At 60.2% G+C, this 19251-nt stretch carries 11 protein-coding genes; 7 read left to right on the forward strand and 4 right to left on the reverse strand.

Annotation, left to right across the window (positions count from 1 at the left end; translation table 11 throughout):
- Positions 1-153 precede the first annotated feature (153 nt).
- Positions 154-1539, forward strand: a complete 1386-nt coding sequence (locus NKI01_RS22525; RefSeq protein ID WP_352482325.1) for a hypothetical protein — start codon at positions 154-156, stop codon at positions 1537-1539.
- Between the two features lie 549 nt (positions 1540-2088).
- Here the strand turns inward: NKI01_RS22525 and NKI01_RS22530 are convergent.
- Both NKI01_RS22530 and NKI01_RS22535 read right to left on the reverse strand, forming a co-directional pair.
- Entirely contained in the window at positions 2089-4560 is a 2472-nt protein-coding gene (locus NKI01_RS22530) for an adenylate/guanylate cyclase domain-containing protein (protein ID WP_352964632.1), read from the reverse strand.
- 80 nt (positions 4561-4640) lie between these two features.
- Entirely contained in the window at positions 4641-5735 is a 1095-nt protein-coding gene (locus NKI01_RS22535; protein WP_352964633.1) for a branched-chain amino acid ABC transporter substrate-binding protein, read from the reverse strand.
- A 279-nt stretch (positions 5736-6014) separates the two neighbouring features.
- On the opposite strand from NKI01_RS22535, the gene NKI01_RS22540 reads away from it, so the two are divergent.
- Positions 6015-9314 carry an ATP-binding protein gene (locus NKI01_RS22540; RefSeq protein ID WP_352590481.1) on the forward strand — a complete coding sequence of 1100 codons (3300 nt, stop codon included), beginning with the start codon at positions 6015-6017 and terminating at the stop codon, positions 9312-9314.
- A gap of 19 nt (positions 9315-9333) precedes the next feature.
- Positions 9334-10014, forward strand: a complete 681-nt coding sequence (locus NKI01_RS22545; protein ID WP_023716514.1) for a redoxin domain-containing protein — start codon at positions 9334-9336, stop codon at positions 10012-10014.
- Between the two features lie 304 nt (positions 10015-10318).
- Here the strand turns inward: NKI01_RS22545 and NKI01_RS22550 are convergent, their stop codons facing one another.
- Entirely contained in the window at positions 10319-13291 is a 2973-nt protein-coding gene (locus NKI01_RS22550) for a trifunctional glycosyltransferase/class I SAM-dependent methyltransferase/polysaccharide deacetylase (RefSeq protein ID WP_352964634.1), read from the reverse strand.
- An 81-nt stretch (positions 13292-13372) separates the two neighbouring features.
- The gene (locus NKI01_RS22555; protein ID WP_084642351.1) at positions 13373-13504 is read right to left on the reverse strand and encodes a glycosyltransferase; all 132 of its coding nucleotides are present in this window, start codon (positions 13502-13504) and stop codon (positions 13373-13375) included.
- Positions 13505-13913: 409 nt separating this feature from the next.
- Between NKI01_RS22555 and NKI01_RS22560 the strand changes: the two genes are divergently transcribed.
- The 4 genes from NKI01_RS22560 to NKI01_RS22575 are packed head-to-tail and all read left to right on the forward strand — an operon-like array spanning position 13914 to position 18838.
- Positions 13914-14579 (forward strand): DUF3450 domain-containing protein, encoded by a 666-nt coding sequence (locus NKI01_RS22560; protein WP_031193285.1) that lies wholly within the window; start codon positions 13914-13916, stop codon positions 14577-14579.
- Positions 14580-14586: 7 nt separating this feature from the next.
- Complete coding sequence (locus NKI01_RS22565; RefSeq protein ID WP_352964635.1) at positions 14587-17244, forward strand: OmpA family protein; 2658 nt, start codon at positions 14587-14589, stop codon at positions 17242-17244.
- Between the two features lie 16 nt (positions 17245-17260).
- A complete protein-coding gene (locus tag NKI01_RS22570; RefSeq protein WP_023716509.1) occupies positions 17261-17752 on the forward strand; it encodes a Rab family GTPase in 492 nt (163 codons plus the stop codon).
- Positions 17753-17755: 3 nt separating this feature from the next.
- On the forward strand, positions 17756-18838 hold the full coding sequence (locus NKI01_RS22575; protein ID WP_352964637.1) for an adenylate/guanylate cyclase domain-containing protein: 1083 nt from the start codon (positions 17756-17758) through the stop codon (positions 18836-18838).
- The last annotated feature ends 413 nt before the right edge of the window (positions 18839-19251 follow it).

Below are 19251 nucleotides of genomic sequence, written 5' to 3' on the forward strand. Positions count from 1 at the left end.
GCGAACAGGCGGTTGCTTATGGAGAACTCCGTAGGAGACGGTCATTTCGGCTCACACCATCTTGATCGAGTTGACGATCTATGTGTGGGCCGGCCGCATCCAGCAAGTCTGGTCTCCCTTGGCGTTTGCACCGCAAGCGGCTAGACGGGACCAATGACCGCCGTCCTTGACCCAACGCCTACGCCTCCGGCGGAAATTCTGGCTGTGCTGTCGCTGCTCTGCCCGGAGGTCGTGCGCGACATCGAGCAGAACTGGAATGCACCGGTTTCCGATTACGCCCGCCATCTGTGGCGGCCGGTGGCAAGGCCTGCATCGGCCCCGGCGATCGCTGCCCGATCGATCCTGCGCGAAGTCTTGCATCAGCGCCTTGGTGTGATGATGCAGCCTGACGAGATCGGCAAGACCCTCGACGAGTTCGAGTACAGACCGGTGATTCAGTCCGGCCTGCACTGCCTGCTTCTGATGGACCGGATCACCTTCGATGCCCTCCTGCTTGCCTGGCTCGGCGCGGTCGAAAACGGGCTGTCGGCCTTCTTCGGCTTCATGGGAACGACGATGACCATGGAGACAATTGGCCGGGAGGGGCCGGGATGGCTCGATGTCGGCGACGACAAGGTCAACCTGTTTGGCATCGGGCGCCACAAACTGTGCCGCAAAAGCGCCTGCGTGGCCGGTCCCGTTTCCCTCAACAAGCGCGCGCTTGAGGCGGTGGGCGATGAAACGGATGCCAGCCGCTGGCTGGGCACACTGCTTGCCAGCCAGGACAAGGTGTTTGGAACCGCCGCCGATGCGCTGACAGCCCTCAACGAGGATCTGGTCGCCAATTGGGATCGTGCCGGCATGGCCCTGCCGGTTTTCATCGATGATCGGCTCGCCGCGGCTGCCATGGCACGGCATCTAGAACATGACGGCAGCCTTCTTTCCAGGCTGCTCATTGAACCCGCAAGACGCCAGCGTCTCGAACATGCCTTGCAAGAGGCCGCATCGAGCCCGTTTGGCAGATTCCTGCCCAATGCCACGGACTATTTCTGGGGCATCCGCGAGGAGCGCGTGCGCAAGCTCGTCCTCGAGAACGGGCACCTGATCGAGCCTGACAGGCCGCATGGTCTTTTAATCCCGTTCGAGCGGCTGCATCTCAAGCAGGGGCTGCTGGACGGCGTGCTGCTGCCGAACTTGTTCCTGACGTTCCTCGTCCTTGCCATATTGCCGCGCGTGCGGGTCGTGGGCGGCCTGAGACAGATTGGCTATGTAGCGCTTTTCCACTCGATCCTTCTGGCCGTGCTAGACGAAAACGCGCCGGAAGAGCGCGATCTGGCCGCTGAGCTGCAGGTTCGGGAAAATGCCTGGGGCATGCGGGTCATCGATGAAAAGATCTCGGTCCGGGAGCAGCTTGCCGGCCTGCCGGAAGGGGCGCTCTTCCCGGACCTGCTCCGACAATACCGTTTGCGGACATTTGCCGAGACGACCGACGACCTGAAACTGGTTCGCGAAAACGCCCGATGGCGCAAGATCGGCCGGGCAGAGATCAAGCCGACCTGAGCCTCACTTCAAGCCTTATTTCAGGTTGATTTTCTGGTGAGCAACCGCAAGCGACGGCGACTATCGGTGAGCCTCTGGCGTCTGGTCCGGCCGCTTTCCTTGACGCTGATGCGTTTTGGGATTTCGACGACGGCTTCCGCCTCGACAGTCATATGGCTTGCCTGAGAGCCGTCTGCAGTTCAAGGCCTGACCTGACATGGCCTCACCTGTCATTGCACGACACCGGCCTTGCGGAACCCGTCCACAGCGAGTTCGAAATCGGCAATGACTGCTCTATCATGCTTTCGGACGTTCGACACTGTCACGCCGAGCGGCCGCTCTGGGTCAAACTTTGCCGTTTAAGGCGGCGCCCCGGAACGGGCAACTTGCGCCATATCCGGACCTTGCCAGTGATGCCGTGAATGTTAAGTCTCGGCTCCGATGCGGACGTTCCGCCCGAGTTCAAAGACTGACCGCGACCGTTCTGTGGCCTTCGCATCGACAGCGCCAATAAGCTGCGTCCCACATCCTACTCCTTGCGTCCATGGGAGGGTCGTTGTGAACCAAGCCCTACTGCCCGGGCTTGTGGGAAAGCCGATCCAGCGCGTCTCGAAGCGCAGTGGCGGCATCGTCACGCTCGTCAGCGGACATCAGCTCCAGTTCAAGTTCCAGCCTGAAGTGCGGCAGCTCGGTTCGAACGGCGCGACAAGCGCCGGCTAGATTGGCCTTCAGATCGATGACGCGGTAGGTGGCGACGGGATAGGCGATCCCCTTGACCTGGACATGCCCCATCTCCTCACAGTCGATCGTGTTCTTCACTTGCGCAAACGTCTCGTAGGAAATGAGGACGGTCCCCGGTGGCGCCTCCTGTTCCAGGCGCGAGGCGAGATTCACGGCGCCGCCGATTATCGTGTAATCCATCCGGTCCTCGCTGCCGAAGTTACCGACAGTGCAGTAGTCGGTATGGATGCCGATGCGGCAGCGCAGCGGTGTCTCAATTCCAATGTCACGCCAGATTTCGGCAAGTTCGCTCATCCGCTTTTGCATGGTGAGAGCCATCTGCACACACGCCAGCGCGTCCTCCTTGACGCCGCGCGTCTCAGGGTCGCCGAAAAACATCAGGATCGCGTCGCCGACATATTTGTCGATCGTCGCGCCGTGATCCGAAGCAATTTTCGACATTTCCGTCAGATAGTGATTGAGGAGCTGGGTGAGATCCTCGGATTCCATTTTGTCAGTGGTCTCGGTAAAGCCGGCGATATCGGAGAAGCATATTGTCAGTTTCTTCCGCTGGCTGGCGATTCTAACGTCTTGGCGGCCGGCGAATATCGAGCTGTACACTTGCGGCGCCAGGTATTTGGCCAGCTTGTTGGAAAGCGCCTCGAGAGCCGTGGATTTCTCTGCGAGGTTCTCCTCTCGTTGCTTCAGCTCAGTGATGTCCGAATAGACCGCGACCGTGCCGCCGGCGGTGATCCGCCGCTCGCTTATCATGATCCATCGCCCGTCGCCTCGCCGCTGCACCCACGGTTCGCCTGGGTTGCGGTGCCGGGAGAGCCGCTCGGCGACCCATTCCTCGAGCCGCCCCTCGGCATCCTTGATGTAGCCGCGCTCAGCGGATCGGCGAATAATGTGCTCGAATGTCGTGCCGGGCATCAGTTCGATCGCAAGGTCGCTGTAGAGCAGTTCGCGGTAGCGGCTATTGCTGAGGACAAGCCGGTCCTCCCCGTCGTACAGCGCGAATCCCTCGGAGATACTCTCGATCGCATCGATGAGCCGTTGGCGCGCCTCAGCGACATCGCGCAGGTTCTTTTCCTCGACCTCGACTGCGGTGTCCCGGAAGAGCCTAAGCGCTTCGGCCATCCGGCCGATCTCGTCGCGGCCCGCGGCAGGCAGCGGCGCACGAAGATCGCCGCCGGCGATTGCGAACATGCTTTGGCTCACCTCTCCCAGACGGGCGAGAAGGCTACGGTCGACATAGAGCCAGACAACCAGAACGGAACTCAAGAGGGTGAGAAAGGCGGAGCCAAGGACAACTCCGGTACCGTAGCGCTGGACCGTCGCGGCTTCGAGACCGGACGCGGTGATCTCGCGGTCTGCCGCGGCGACCAGGCGATCGACGGCAGCGGTGAGACTGCGCGACAGCCGATTGTTTTCGGCCAGAAGCTTTTCGCCCTCTGCGAGCACTGCTAGCTCGTCCTTGCGCGCCTTCGGGATGCTGTTCCCGCCGTCGATCAATGCCTTGAACTCGCCGACCCGCTGTTGGAAACGGGTTCGCAGCCTCTCGTCGATCTCGGTGGAAACCGTGTCGAGAACGGCGAGCGACCGGCGCAGCGGAAACAGGATCAACGTCAGATCGTCTGGCGTTGGCGCGTCCGTCGTCTTGACCAGCACGTCATTGACCGCCGATATCTCCTGCTGCGCTTTCTGCTGCGGAATGTAGGCCGCAATTGCCTGGACCAGGTCGGCCGCCGCCGCCGCACCGCGATCCGGCGCGAGCGACGTGTCGGCTGTAACCGCCTGCCATTGCTGGAGCTTGGAATTCATCACGAGGATACCGGGCGCCACAAGACGCTGGCTTGCATTTGTCGTAGCCGACAAGCGGCGTAACAGTTCTTCTTTGCGCGCCACCACTGTGAGGCGGGCGACAACAAGGTCGTCGAGGGCGTTGAGGTTGCGCCGCAGACCAAGAACTGCAGCCTCGATCTCAGCCACCACCGCCGTGCTAAGCGTGGCACCTTTGAGTGCGGCAAGCAGTTCCTCGAGGCGCGTCATCTCGACCCCGACCGCGGCGGAAACCTCGCCGTGCTGAGCTTTGCTGGTCGAAGTAAGTACGGCGGGCGCAGAGGCGGCTACCCGCTCTGCCTGGCGCGACAGCTGGAGAGACGCGAGCGCCAACGGTACCCGATCCTTGGTGATGCGGTCGACGACCTCTCCTACCTGGAGGAAGGCATAGAGAGCGGCCGCTGTCGCGAGTACGGCGAAGGTGCTGATGCCGAAAAAAGCGAGCAACAGACGGCCACGTATGCCGAAGCGTTCAAGCATAACGGCGACACATAGCTCTGAACGGTCCAGCTAACTCGATCTCCATCAGCTGTCTCAAGCGGCGACGGCATCGGCGGTCCTTATTCGACCGGCACGTACTCTCCACCTCGCCAGACGTACCATACCCAGTTTTGGCTCGTGAGATCGCCCTTGTTGTCAAAGTCGATACGGCCCAACACAGTATCAAATCGATTGCCGCGCAGCGCCGCTATCACGGCTTGGAGCTCTAGTGAGCCGGCCTTGTCCACTGCCTGCGACCAGGCCTGGACGGCGGCGTAACTGAGCAGCGTGTAGCCTGCGGGCTCGAAGTTTTCAGCCCGGAACCGCTCGACGACCGAGGCGGCTTCGGGATTTCGGCGAGCGTCCGCGGGGAACGTGAAGAGGGTACCCTCAGCCGCGGGGCCGGCGATCAAAGCAAATTCCTCGGTCGCCATGCCATCGCCTGAGACTAGCTGAACCGTGTAGCCGCGGTCGCGCGCAGCGCGAACCATGAGTGCGACCTCGGCATGATATCCGCCGACATATGCCACGGCGATGTTCGCAGCCTCTAGCGCAGCGATCTCGGCCGAATAGTCGTTCTTCGCGGGTGTGTATTCCTCGTAGATCGCTTCGACTACGCCGCGCTTGTTCAGCTGTTTTCGAGTCTCGTCAGCAAGACCCTTTCCATAAGTGGTGCCGTCATGAAGGATCGCAATCTTGCTGTTGCTCCAATGCTCGGCCAGGTAGTTGCCGGCCACGATCCCCTGCGTGTCGTCGCGACCAATGACTCGAAAAACGTTGGCGCGGCCTTGTTCAGTCAACAGCGGATTGGTTGATCCTGGTGAAATCTGCAAAACGCCCCCCGCCTCGTACACCTTCGATGCTGGGATCGAGGCTCCAGAGCAGTAGTGCCCGACGACGAGCACCACACCATCACCCACCAGTTTCTGGGCTGCGGCGACCGCTTGCTCGGGATCACAGAAGTCGTCGGCCGTGATGAGCCTCATCTGCTGGCCGAGTACGCCACCCGTCGCATTGATGTCGGCCACGGCCATCTCGGCGCCACGCTGCGCCTGCTCGCCGAACCAGGCGAGCCGTCCCGTCATCGCAGATGAAACCCCAATCAGCACCTCCGCCCGCGCGGAGCTGAACGCGGCCGCGAGAACTAAGATCGCCATGGCGATGATGCGGTGCATGTGTGCACCCCCTTAACTGTAGCTTACGCCAATCCCGTCAGAGCCGACAGCCCCTTCGGCAAGCGCGGCTGTCTCGGCGGCGTTCGCGGATCCGACAACTATTGCGCCTTCAACAATGCCTGCCCGCAGCGCCCTGCCACCGGACCCACACTGATCGCTCGATGCCCATTTGCGCTCCCGCTTGCCGGTCGACGACTATCGGTGCATCCTTGCGAATAGCCTGGCCGTGAAGTGCGTGGCGAGGTCACGCCGGGACGGCCTCTAGTGAGGTCTTGTTCGATGGACTGCTCGGGCTGCGGTTTCGAGGTTGAGGGCGGTTACGCCTTCTGTCCGAGGTGTGGCAGGCGCCAGCCCGTGCCATGCGCCAGTTGCGGCTACCCCTGCGCACCTGATTTCGAGTTCTGTCCGAAATGTGGGGCAAACGTCGGTGCGCCCGCAAAAGTCGTCGAACGGCCTGCTCCGACACCAAGCCGGACCATTGTGCCGCCTTCTCGAACTCCATCGATGCTTCCGGACATCGAAAGCGAAGAAGGGCTGCATCCCTTCTCTGACGCCGATCGCCGGACGGTAACGGTCCTGTTCGCCGACCTTTGCGGCTTCACGACGCTCAGCGAGCAGCTCGACCCCGAGGTCATGCAAGCGCTGCAGAACAAACTGTTCAAGGAATTGACGGCGGCCGTGCGAAACTTTGGTGGTTTCGTCGACAAATTCATCGGCGATGCACTGCTCGCGTTGTTCGGTGCGCCGGTCGCGCATGAGGACGATCCCGAACGTGCGCTTCGCGCCGCTCTCGACATGATCGCCCGGACGGCGCGGCTCGGCGAAAGCACCCCCCACTCCGGCTCGCCTCTGTTGCTCCACATCGGCATAAACACTGGTCCGGTCGTTACTGGCGGATTGGGCATCGGCACCGCCAAATCCTATTCGGTGACCGGCGACACAGTGAATACGGCGCAACGCCTGCAATCGCTGGCCGCACCGGGTGAGGTGCTGGTAGGCGAGCTCACTCACAGACTGACCCGGCATGCCTTCTCTTACGAGTCGCTGGGTGATGTCGTGTTTCGCGGCAAGGCTGGCAGTGTGCTCGTCCATCGACTGGATGCACCGCTTGCGACGCCGCGTGCAGCGCGTGGGCTCGAGGCGCTCGGCCTCAGTGCGCCGATAATAGGTCGTGGTGCGGAGCTCAGTAGAATGATGGCGAGCCTTGACCAGGCGTGCAGCGGCTCGGCCCAACTCGTCCGCCTCGTCGGAGAAGCCGGTATCGGGAAATCGCGGCTGGTGAAGGAGTTCGTCGCCCGCGTCGGCGACGAGGATCGTTTTCGCAACGTCGCCGTGCGGCTGGCCACGTGCTCACCGCTGGGCGAACAATCATTTGGCGCCTTGGGCGCAGTGGTGCGCAGCGCTGCCGGGATGATGCAAAACGACAATGGGGACGAAATGCGGGGGAAGCTCGCAGGCTTGCTTACCGATCTCGGCCTGCAGGGCGAGGAGGCGAAGCGGCTGATGCCTTTGCTCTACCATGTGCTCGGCCTTGGCGACCCCGATGCCACCTTGCAGCATGTCGAACCCGAGCAGCTGCGGCGGCAAATTCTCTACGCAGTCCGCACAATCATCGAACGGCGGCTTGCGTTGTCGCCGCTGTTGATTGTCGTCGAAGACCTGCACTGGGCCGACGCCGTGTCGCTTGAGGCACTACGTTTCGTGATGGACAGGTTGGAGCGCACGCGGTTGATGTTGCTGGTCACGCATCGTCCGGCGCCGGATAACGACCAGCTCGACTCAAGTCGGGTCAGTCACACAGCGCTCAGGCTTCCGCCGCTCAGCAGTGATGACGGACGCAGCCTGCTGGCGGCGCTTTTCGGCGAGAGCTGGGTAAACTCCGCAGGAGGGCTTCTCGACCAGATTCTCGAGCGCGCGGGCGGCAACCCCCTTTTTTTAGAGGAGATCGTTCGCGGCCTTATCGATCGCGGTGTACTGATGCGAGAGGGCCAGCGATGGCGGACTGTGGCAGGCGAAGTCGCAACCGGCATCCCCGCCACTATCCAGGCAATGTTGCTTGCCCGCGTCGACCGGCTGCCCCAAGAGGTGCGCCGGTTGGCCCAGGAGGCCGCGGTAATCGGCCCGCGCTTCGATGCCACACTTCTGAAAACTGTGACAACCGACCCCGGCCGGCTCGAAGCCGGCTGCGAACTGCTTTGCGATGCGGAAATCATCGAGGAAGTTGCCGGATCAGGCTCGGTCTCGTCGCAAAGCTACCGCTTTACGCAAACATTGCTGCAGGACGTGATCTACCAGAATCTACTCCTGCAACGGCGGACCGACATCCACGGGCGGGTCGGAGCTGCCTTGGAGCAACTGTGCGGCGACAAGCCGGAGCGGCTCGAGGATTTGACCGTGCTCGGTCATCATTTCGCACAGAGCGCCGAGCGGGAGAAGGGCGCGCATTACCTGCAGGCGGCGGGCGATCGCGCTCGCATGATATACGCCAACGACGACGCCCTTCGTTTCTACGAGCGAGCACTGACTGCGTTGGGCGCGATCGGGCAAACACCGCTCAAACTGGCAATTGCAGAGCGCATTGCCGATTTGAGCGGCCCGGCAGGCCGCCGCGAGATCGCGCACCACCATTACGAAACGGTGTTGCAGGTATACCGCGAGTCGGCCAATCGCGTCGCGTCGGCGCGAGTTTTACGCAAGATCGGTCGGCTGCTCTGGGACGTCGGCAAGCGGGACGACGCAGAATCCCGCTATGCTGAAGCGGCAGCGCTCCTCGATGGAGCGGATGCCCCGATCGAGCAGGCGCATCTCTGGCAAGAACGTGGCCGACAGGCGTTCCGTAGCGGAGATCACGCTCTCGCGGCAAAATGGGCAGACGCGGCGCTGGATTGCGTACGCACTCTGACAACGGAGCATGTCTCCGAGGTAGGGCGTGATGCCACCCTTGTGACCGCCGAGGCACTCAATACCAAGGCTGTTGCGCTGGCTCGCCTTGGGCGAAACCGTGAGGCCGTGCGTCAGGTTGAGCATAGCATTGAATTGGCCGAAGCCGCCGGTCTACTGGGCGCGGCCTGCCGCGGCTACACCAATCTCGGCGTGCTTTACACGACCATCGATCCGGCGCACGCGATGGAGGTCTGTCGGCGCGGTCTTGAAGTGGCGCGCCATATTGGTGATTTGGGTTTCCAGGCGCGCCTCCTCGCCAATCTGGCGGTCGCTTGTTGTACTTTCACGGATCGCTGTCCAACGGAGGGCGTACCTGCTGCCGAGAAGGCCATCGAGATCGACCGGGCGCTCGACCAGCGCGAGCACCTGCCGGTGCCGTTGATCGTGCTTGGGCAGATCCACCAGTGCAACGGGCGTCCGGAGCTGGCGGTTGGCTTGTTCCACGAAGCACTGGACGTAGCCCGCGAAACGGGCGAACCCCAACTGCTGTTTCCGTGCTATGATGGTCTTGCAACGCTTAATCTCGACCTCGACAATCTGGCCGAGGCCGAACGCTACTTTTCCCTGGCGCAGGGTATATGCGCCCAGCACGGGCTCGACCCGGAAGCGCTTGTGGTGCTGCCTTTTCTCGACTAGCCGGGGTTGGAGGTGGAAAATGTCCGCGCGTAGTGACTTGGTACCGCTTCAACCGGGCGACCGTGCGCCGAACTTGATACTCGACGCCATTACCCAGGAAGGCAAGATCGCGCTTGACGACTTTCGCGGCCAAAAGCCGGTGCTGGTCGGCCTGTTTCGAGGTCTGCATTGTGCGTTTTGCCGGCGCCATATCGCCGCCCAGGCGCGGCTTGATCCGGAGCTGCGCGAAAAGGGCGTGGAGAGCCTGACGGTGGTCAACACGCCAATCGAACGGGCGCGTCTCTATTTTCGCTACCATCCGATGCCGAATCTGCTTGCGGCCTCCGACCCTGAACGCGCTTCACATCGTGCTTTTGGACTGCCCAATCTCGAATTCACCCAAAACGAGACGAACTGGCCGTACAAGGTCTCGATGGCAGCGGCAAAGGATATGCGGGTCGATATACCAGGCGAGTTGCCCGGTCCTATGGACCCCATTGCGGCCAGCGAAATCCTTAATAAGAGGGACCATTACGAACTGACCGAAGCCGACGAGCAGATGATGGCAACGGGACACGGACAACTGGTCGGTCAGTTCCTACTGGATCGGCAGGGGATCGTCCGCTGGAGCTTCACGGAGGTTCCAGAGGGCGGGCGATACATGTTTGGGGCGCCAAGCCCGCAGGAGCTGATGTCAGCCGTGTCCCAAGTGGCCCAATAGACTTGCGAACGAGGTAAACGGGCGCGGCACTGAACAAAAGCGGAACCAATTTGTTACAAATCTAACATTGGCCTCGACGAGCCAGAATGTACGGTCCTGGCAATGCTTTCTGTCGCCTCTGGACTAGCGATGTCCTCTGTGGATGGCTCCTGTATCGTGGGGTGGCTGCGACAGCACCCCTTCCAACCGTCAGAACGCTGTCGTCAACAACAACAATCTCGAAAGAGCGCGCAGCTGCGGAGCGTCTCGTCGATTGTATCTTGCGCATTGTGAGCGGGAATGATGACACTGACAAGCTCACCGTTCATTCGAGCACGGCCTCGATACGGGCAACAAAGTAATCGAGCGAGCGATCCCCGCGAATCTCGATCCGCGGAAGGTCGATGGGATCGCAATCGAGGTCCGCCGGCCCGTGTCTGCCGCCGAAGCCGATCCGATAGCCGCACTCCTTGGCCAGCCTGCCAAGCCGTCGGTCGGTGACCGAGAAGGGTGCCGCGAACGCCGTGGTTGGCCGACCGGTCCACCGTTCGATGAACATACGAGAGCGCAGGAGTTCGGCGGCCAAGTCAGAGCTCGACAGACCATCGATCGCGCGATGCGTCGCCAGATGGCTTCCGAAGAACGCACCTTCGCCGGCGAGGCGTCGCACTGTCCTGGCGTCCATAAGCTGCGTCGGCGGGCCACTGTAGGCGTCCCACTGTGCACTTTCACCCACCAGGTCCGTCACCAGGAACACTTCCGCGGTCAGGTCGTTCGCGCGCAAGGTCGGCCAGGCATGGTCGGCAAAGTTCTGGAAGCCGTCATCGAAGGTGATGAGCACTGGGCGGCCAACGAAAGGCTGACGGTTGGCGATGAACCATTCCAGCTGCTCGGACCTAATCGCGTGAAAGCCATTGGCGCGCAGCCATGCCATCTGGCTGGCGAATGCGGCGGGCGTGAGCCGAAAACGGGCGAGCGCGGCTGGACCTTCATCGGAGACGCTGTGATACATGAGGACAGGGATACGCTGTCGCCGCTCGCTACGTGCGACGTCGCGGCGCAAGGCCCGCGCCCCGCCCCAGACGATTTTCCGCGCGACCCCGATTTCGACGGGCGCGCGGATTGGCACGTGATCAATCATCGGTTCCGTCGCCACGTCGCCTGGTGACAGGCGGCGGAAGCGGTCTATGCGGTAGAGCTCGGTCTGGATCGATTGCTCGAGGACGAGGCCGTCGGTCGCTGCCAGCGTCTCTGAGATCGCTTGTGCACCGAATGTGTTCCAGTCGAAGCCCGTCCTTTCGATATTGTCACGTAGCACGAACGCGTGTGCGCTGATGAAACTGCCGCCAGGCGCCAACGCCTCAACGAGTTTTTTGGCGATGCGCCGCAACTCGGCGAGATCATCCAGGTAGTAGAGCACTTCCGAACAGACGATCAGATCCATCTCACCCGGCAGCGTGTCGGCGGAGAAATCCAGTACGCCGAACTCAACGTTCGGCTGATCGCCGCATCGCGCGCGCGCCCGCCCGATGGCTACGGCGGAGATGTCAGTTGCGGTCAAATGGCCCACCCGCGGCGCCAGCTGACGCGTGAAGTGGCCCTCCGCGCAGCCCAGCTCAAGCGCCCGTCCGATGGGACCGACAGGCAAAATTTCGAGCTGCCGCTCATATTTTTCCTGCTCATAGGGCGAGCCGTAGTTCCAGGGATCCTCGGTCGCGAAATGGCGATTCCAGAAAGACGTGCGATCGTTGTCGTGCCCATCCGCGGCCCGTGCACGGCGCGGCGCTGCTAGAGGCTCTGTAGCTTCGGCGCTCGACCCAACCAGCGCCTGCGCTTCCACGGCCAATCCCGCGAGTTTGCCGAAATGGCTGTCCCGATCAGACCGGCGTCCCGCTATGGACAACAATGCCTCGGCTGCAAACACGTTTGACTTGTCGGTACCGGCGCCCTTTTGCGGTGCAGATAAAGGTGATCGCCTCGCAAGCGGCGCGGCACTGTGCATAAGCCGCTCAGGGGGCACGAAATTCAGGATCAACTCAGTCCAATGACGCCTTGTCACTTTCCCGAGTACGCCGAACTGTACGAAAGCCTCGATCTGGCCATCCATCATCAGATAAGCATAAATTTGATCGATTCCTTCTGGAAGCTCGATCGAGGTCGGATTTCGAGCGTCGACGCGAATGCCGAGTGTCCGCGCCAGTCTGCGCGGCGCGGCAAGATCGTCGAAGTCGAGAAGCATTTGCTCAAGGTGATACTGGACGCGGCGACCCGCTACGGGATCGTCCCAGACCTTGCCGAGTTCGATGATCAATTCGGTGAGGGAGCCGCCGAACCTGTCCCACTTGGCAGCCAATTGCGCTGGCACCGATAGGCTTCCTACCATAAGGCCATCGAAGACCACCTTGGCGATCTCACGCGCCCACTTACGTCCTGCCGGGAGCGCGCGCAGGGACTGCGGGTTGATCGAGCGCGAGCCGCAGCCGCAATCCGACGCGGCGTTCCACAACGCGAACCATGCGAGTGCGTCGGAAGCGGTGCGGCCGTTCGCCTCGATCGCTCCATTGGCGTGAGCCGATGCTGGGTGTTTGACCCTGGGATCAGCAGAAAAACCGCGGGCGATCACGATTTCCGCATCTGCCAGCATCTGCGTCGAATTGCGGCTGAGCGAGTTGGGGCTGACCCGATGGAAAGCGAGCGGCTCGTCGACCATCACCCAATTTTTGCCTAGACGTGCGAGGCGCTGCCACAGATCCCAGTCCTCGCAGGTGCGCAGCGACACATCGAAACCGGCCAACTCGACAATTGTCTCCCGGTCGACCAGCAGCGCGTGAATGGCGATGGCACACCGGCGGGCGAATGTCTCGAAGGGCTGGATCGCAACCTCCGTTGCGATGCTCGACGGGGTGAGTTCGCCATCGGGCATCACGCGCCGAGAACCGCAATAGGCGGCGACCGCATCGGGCGCTGCTTCAAGTGCGGCCAGCATTTTCGCAAGGAAGCTGGCATCCACCCAATCGTCCGCATCCAAAAACATGAGCCAGTGGCCGCGCGCTGTCGAAATCCCGCTATTGCGCGCGCCGGCGGCGCTGTACGCGCAAGAGCTTAACGTCCGAAATCGGGCATCGTGCTCCACATAACCGGCGATGATCGCGGGGGTGCGGTCCGTGGAGGCGTCGTCGACGATGATCGCCTCCCAGTCCATTATTTCCTGATCGAGAAGGCAATCGAGTGCGCGCGCCAGCGTTACCTCCGCGTTGTGCGCAGGAACCACGATTGAAACCAAGGGATTAGGCGCCACGCCGTCTTACTCGCGCCCGGTTCGAAGGTAGAACAAGATGCGTCGATCTTTCTCGGCATAGGCCGTCACAATCGACGCCGATCAGTCCATCGACCCATCGTCTACCACGACTATATCCAGTATCTGGTAGGTCTGCCGGCGGATGCCGGCAAGCGTTGCGCCGACGGTTTGCTCGGCATTGAGCATCGGTACCACACCGCCTTGCGGTAGCATTGTCCTGGATCATCGAGCTTTCGTTTTCTTCGGCAGGAGTCGGCGAATGTCAAAACCGGATGACGGCATCGGCTGGCAGCACTGCCCTGTCAAGATCGGGGCGAATTAGAGGCAGGCGAAAAAGACTTGAAGACAGGGCGAATGGCAAGCGCGCATGCCCGACGGCTTAGACTGAGGCCGATGCGCCGCGGCATTTCCTTTCGCGCATTTCATCTGCAAAAAGATGATCGCGGGCGAGACGCGAGCGTAAGCTGATCCGGATCGAGCCGCATGTCCAAATCTACCCGAATGGGGACGCACGAAACGACTTAAGCCGAGAAGATTCCGGCTTGCGGGTCGGCTATTTTGCTGACATGTTTATCAGTTGCTAAATTAGCGCTGTGACAATGTTCAAAAGAAGGGGCATGGGATGGCCAAGGAATCTTCGAGTACCGCTTCTTCGGCAAATAAAGCGGACGCAAATCTGATAAGTAATGCAGACGGAAACGGGCTGACCTTCGTGGCGGGCCAGGCTCGCGAGAGCGGGGCCCCCGGCGACGCTGTAGGTGTCGACAAGATACGTGATCTGCTGTTCGGCAACCAGATGCAGGACTATGACCGCCGCTTTTCCAAGCTTGAAGAACGGGTCTTGCAGCGCTTCAAGGATGTCGAATCCGAGGCCAAGCGCAATCTTGAAATGTACGAGTCAAATGCAAAGAAGCAGGTCGACTCGCTTGCCGCGCAATTGCGGAACGAAAAAGACGCGCGAGCCGACGCCGACAAGGAGATTGACCGGAATCTTCGCGAGCAAAATCAAGCGCTTGAAAAGCAGGTGCGCGCGTTGTCGGATCAGTTGAGCGAGCTTGAGCGCGAAGTTGCGGACCGGATAAATCGAAACGACCATTTGCTGCGTGAGGAAATCAAGCAAAAGAATGAAAGCATTCAGATGCTGATGGAGAAAATGTTTTCCGATCTCGGCAATGTCAAGACCGACCGAAATCTTTTGGCTGGCCTGTTTGTCGAGGTTGCAAAATGTCTAAATCAGGATCCCGTCGGCAGCAAGAGCAACTCGGAGCGTACCTGGAAAGTGAGTTGATCGGAACTTGACGTCGACCGTCGACCCAATCAGCCTTCCTCAAAGAGCAGCTTCGAACGATACAGAGATTGATCGCGAGGCTCTGGCTCGCCTTTTGATCGAAATTGCCCGGAACGTTGATCCGGACTATCGTGCGCGTCTCGACGGAATCCCAACCGCCGATCCTCGCATGGAAACGCTTCGCCAGTTGCTGGTCGGTCGCGAAATTTCGGAGCTTTCACGAGTTACGCACCTGCTCGACGAACCCGAGCAGCTTGCGGCTGCACTGGGGAGCGTTCTCCCCAGTGAGGCCGCACGTGCGCTTCATGCGCAACTCGGAGAGGCCCTTGCGCCGGCTGTCGAGAGGGCTGTGCAACGGTCCATCCAGAAAAGCCCGCGCACGCTGACGGATATATTATACCCGGTGTTTCTGCCGGCTATTCGCAAGTCGATCGGCGAAAAGATCGACCAAACCTTTCAGTCGCTGAATGAAACTTTAAGACATATATTTACTTGGCATGGGCTCAAGTGGAGATTTGAAGCTTGGAGAACGGGGGCAAGCTTCTCAGAAGTTGTTCTCAGGCATTCTCTTGTCTATCGCGTAGAACACGCCTTTCTCATTCACCGCAATTCCGGGCTTTTGATCAAGCATGTAACTGCCGAAAACGCAACCAGCGAAGATCCTCAACTGATCTCTTCGATGCTTAGTGCAATTCAGGATTTTGTAAAAGACTCATTTAACGAGAAAGAACAGAGCGGCCTGGACACTATTCGTTTCGGGGAGCTTCGTCTCTGGTCGGAAGTTGGACCGTTTGCGACCCTGGTTGCGGTGATCCGGGGAAATCCGCCGGAGGAATTACATGAAATAATTCGCGATGTATTGCTTCGCATCCATGATGAATACTCACAGGCTCTAGAGCAGTTTGACGGCGACAGTTCGCAGTTGGCCGGCGTAGAGACGCAGTTGCAGACCTGCGTTGAACTGAAGCAGGAGGAATCAAACCAGGGATTTCCGTGGCTGGTAGTGGCTGCAGTCCTGCTGGTTTTGATTCCCGCAGGCGGTTGGTTCTTTCTTTCCTGGCAATCCGGGCAACGCTGGCAGGCGTATGTGTCGCGCCTGGGGACCCAGCCGGGCATCATCGTTGCCGAACAAAAGGTGCGCGATGGCCAATTCTATATTGCCGGCCTGAGAGACCCGCTTGCCGCCGACCCGCAGTCGCTGTTGGCCGGAACGCAGGTCGATCCAACCCGCGTTCATTCACGCTGGCAATTCTATCAGAGTCTTGATCCGGAGTTCGTGTTGAAGCGGCTAACGGCGTCGCTGGTTCCGCCGGATTCAGTACGACTTTCGATCGTCGATCATCGCATCGTTGCCGAGGGTGAGGCTCCCGACACCTGGATAGATCGCGCACGCGCAGCGGCCCGACAGCTTTCGGCAGGCGGACCGGAATTCGACATCTCCAGAGTTCGTGATGTGAGCCCCGAAGCACGCGCGGCGGAGCACTGGCAGACTTATGTGTCGCGACTGGAGGCCCAACCGGGAATCATCGTCGTCCAACAAACGGCGAGGGGCGGACATTTCTATATTTCCGGCCTGAGAGACCCGCTTGCCGCCGACCCGCAGGCTCTGCTGTCCGGAACGGAGGTCGATCCCGCCCGCGTTCATTCGCAGTGGCAATTCTATCAGAGCCTTGATCCGAAGTTCGTCCTGAAGCGGCTGATGGTGTCGCTGACCCCGCCGAAATCAGTTCGGCTTTCGATCGTCGAGGACCGCATCGTTGCCGAGGGTGAGGCTCCCGACACCTGGATAGATCGGGCGCGCGCAGCGGCCCGACAGCTTTCGGCAGGCGGACCGGAATTCGACATCTCCAAGGTTCGTGATGTGAGCCCCGAAGCACGCGCGGCGGAGCACTGGCAGACTTATGTGTCGCGACTGGAGGCCCAAGCGGGAATCATCGTCGCCCAACAAACGGCGAGGGGCGGACATTTCTATATTTCCGGCCTGAGAGACCCGCAGGCCGCCAACCCGCAGGCTCTGCTGTCCGGAACAGGGGTCGATCCTGCTCGCGTTCATTCACAGTGGCAATTCTATCAAAGCCTTGATCCGAAGTTCGTGCTGAAGCGGCTGATGGCGTCGCTGGCTCCGCCGAAATCGGTTCGGCTTATGATCATCAAGGATCGCATTGTTGCCCAGGGTGAGGCTCCTGCCGCATGGATAGATCGGGCGCGGGTCGCCGCCCAACAGCTGTCCGCGGACGGACTCTCTCTAGAAATCTCCGAGCTGCGTGAGTTGACCCCTCCGCAACTCACTCATTCGAGGGAGGCTATTCAAGCGGTCAACATTTTCTTCGATTCTGGCAAGGCTGTACCGGGACCAGAGCAACTGCCGGTTCTCGACAATTTGGCGAATCAGTTGAAGCAATTGGCCAAGGACGCCCGCAACGCAGGCGTGACAGCACAGTTCATGTTGACCGGCCATTCGGACGAGACGGGCCGTGAAACGGCCAAATTGTCGATCAGCGCCGCGCGCGCGGAAACAGTTCGTGCGCTTCTCAAGAAGCGCGGCGTCGATCCGGAGTTGCTCTTGGTTCGCGGCGCGGGCACCTTTGAGCCAGCGGAGATTGAAAATAGCCGAACGGGGAACTCCGCCAACCGCAGAGTTTCGGTTACGGTAAACTTCCACTAGGGCGGAGCCCAGGAAATTGCAAAAGAAGATCTGCATGTTGGGCGGGTTCGCTGTCGGAAAGACGAGTCTGGTTCGCAGGTTTGTGCAAAGCATCTTTTCAGAAACCTACTTGACCACGGTGGGAGTGAAAATCGACAAGAAGAGTGTCGCATTCCCGGACAAAACCGTGGATCTGATTTTGTGGGATTTGGCCGGCGAAGACGATATCGGCTCATTCCGCGTCAGCTATGTGCGAGGTGCGAGCGGGCTCGTGCTTGTCGTCGATGGAACCCGCGCCGCCACTCTCGCCGTGGCGCTCACGTTGCGCGAGCGGGCCGAGGCTGAATTCGGCGCTATGCCGTTTGTATTGCTGCTCAACAAATCCGATCTGGCCGATCGGTGGGCAATATCGGATAGTGAAATTAACGAACTGAGGCAACTTGGATGGCAAATCTATCTAACAAGTGCGCTTTCTGGTGAACATGTTGATGATGCGTTTCGTCAGCTTGCTTCGATGGTCGCAAAATAGACCATGCATGGATTGCCAAGAGAAGTCAGAAGCTGGATTTACGATTTCTTCTACAACGAGCGCTCCGTCGCATATCTGAAAATCGACGCCCAGCTTTGCATAGCTGCGAAGGGCGGCAACGTTAAACATTACGGACTCTCATCAGTTCGCATAGGTAAGCCTGTTGCCGAGCAGCTTGAATTCATGGAAGGTTTGCTGCCCTGCCCGGAGCTTCCATATCATATGGCCATGGTCGAACTGCCCAGCGGGCGTGTCGCGGACCTCCATCTTTTTGCTGACAATGCCTGCGTGTGGCTGCTCTTTCTTGACGCCACTGCCGAACGCGACAATAGGCAGCGACTTCAACAGAAGGCTTATGAAATGACGCTCCTGCAAGAGAGGGAGCGTCAACTCAACGAGAAATTACAATCGATGAACGAGGCGTTGAGGGCGAGCCAAGAGGGATTGTCGCGTGAATACCAGCGCGCCGAAGCCCTGCTCCTCAACATTCTTCCGGCGTCTATCGCGGAGCGGCTAAAAGCGCACGAAGAAATTGCAGACAACTACGCAGAGGTGAGTGTGCTTTTTGCCGACATCGTCGGTTTTACGGAAAGGGCGCGGAACGTCGGAGCCGTGACGACGCTCGCTATTTTAAATTACTTCTTCAAGGCGGCGGATCTGCTCTCGGAGCGATACGGCTGCGAAAAGATCAAGACAATCGGCGATTGTGTGATGGTGGTCGCTGGCCTGCCCGCCGCGCGATCCGATCATGCGGAAGCCCTTACGCACTATGCACTTGAACTGCGGAAGGCGGTTAAGCTCGAACGCTTCGCAGGAGAACCGATAAGACTCAGAATTGGAATTCACTCAGGACCAATCGTGGCGGGCGTTATAGGCAAAAGGCGGTTTGCCTATGACCTATGGGGCGACACCGTTAATCTCGCCGCACGTATCCAAACGTCCGCGGAGCCCGATGAAATCCGTATTTCGGATGCAACTCATCAACTGCTTGGACCAAATTTTGCTTGCGACCCACTCGCGGAAACGGAATTGCGTGGTACAGGTCGTGTGCGAATGTGGCGGCTCCCGGGGGAAATCGGATCCTGATATCTGACGTCGCCATCGTTCTTCCCTGCACGGTCATGCGCCCAGTTTCCATCACATAGCCTCGGTCGGCGATGCCCACCGCGGCATACGCGTTCTGGCCTGGGGGATCCTGGTGCCGGGTCTTTTACGCCCAGCATCACGGATGCGCAGTTCATATAACGGCTGGAGGCTGGGCCTAGGTCGGAATGCCCTCCCCCGGCGGCTAAGTAGACACCGCGAAGTACCCGGCGTAACGGTCTGGGTCGAAACGATGACGTCTTGCACCGCAACATCGGTTTCTTCAAGGTAGGGCAACAACGGACATAGATGTCGTTGCTAGCCGATCTGACCGGAAGGTTAACAGCACGATGCCACGCATCACTCGACGATTGGGGGCCAGGAACCTGGCGCGCCTGGCACGGCGTCTCGGAGAC

Origin of the sequence: Mesorhizobium sp. M0815, from assembly GCF_040319995.1 — a bacterium.
Classification (GTDB): domain Bacteria; phylum Pseudomonadota; class Alphaproteobacteria; order Rhizobiales; family Rhizobiaceae; genus Mesorhizobium.

Bases quoted from the DNA above. Each gene is read 5' to 3' on its own strand.
- NKI01_RS22525 (WP_352482325.1), top strand. From the start codon at position 154: ATGACCGCCGTCCTTGACCCAACGCCTACGCCTCCGGCGGAAATTCTG.
- NKI01_RS22530 (WP_352964632.1), bottom strand. From the start codon at position 4,560: ATGCTTGAACGCTTCGGCATACGTGGCCGTCTGTTGCTCGCTTTTTTC.
- NKI01_RS22535 (WP_352964633.1), bottom strand. From the start codon at position 5,735: ATGCACCGCATCATCGCCATGGCGATCTTAGTTCTCGCGGCCGCGTTC.
- NKI01_RS22540 (WP_352590481.1), top strand. From the start codon at position 6,015: ATGGACTGCTCGGGCTGCGGTTTCGAGGTTGAGGGCGGTTACGCCTTC.
- NKI01_RS22545 (WP_023716514.1), top strand. From the start codon at position 9,334: ATGTCCGCGCGTAGTGACTTGGTACCGCTTCAACCGGGCGACCGTGCG.
- NKI01_RS22555 (WP_084642351.1), bottom strand. From the start codon at position 13,504: ATGCTACCGCAAGGCGGTGTGGTACCGATGCTCAATGCCGAGCAAACC.
- NKI01_RS22560 (WP_031193285.1), top strand. From the start codon at position 13,914: ATGGCCAAGGAATCTTCGAGTACCGCTTCTTCGGCAAATAAAGCGGAC.
- NKI01_RS22575 (WP_352964637.1), top strand. From the start codon at position 17,756: ATGCATGGATTGCCAAGAGAAGTCAGAAGCTGGATTTACGATTTCTTC.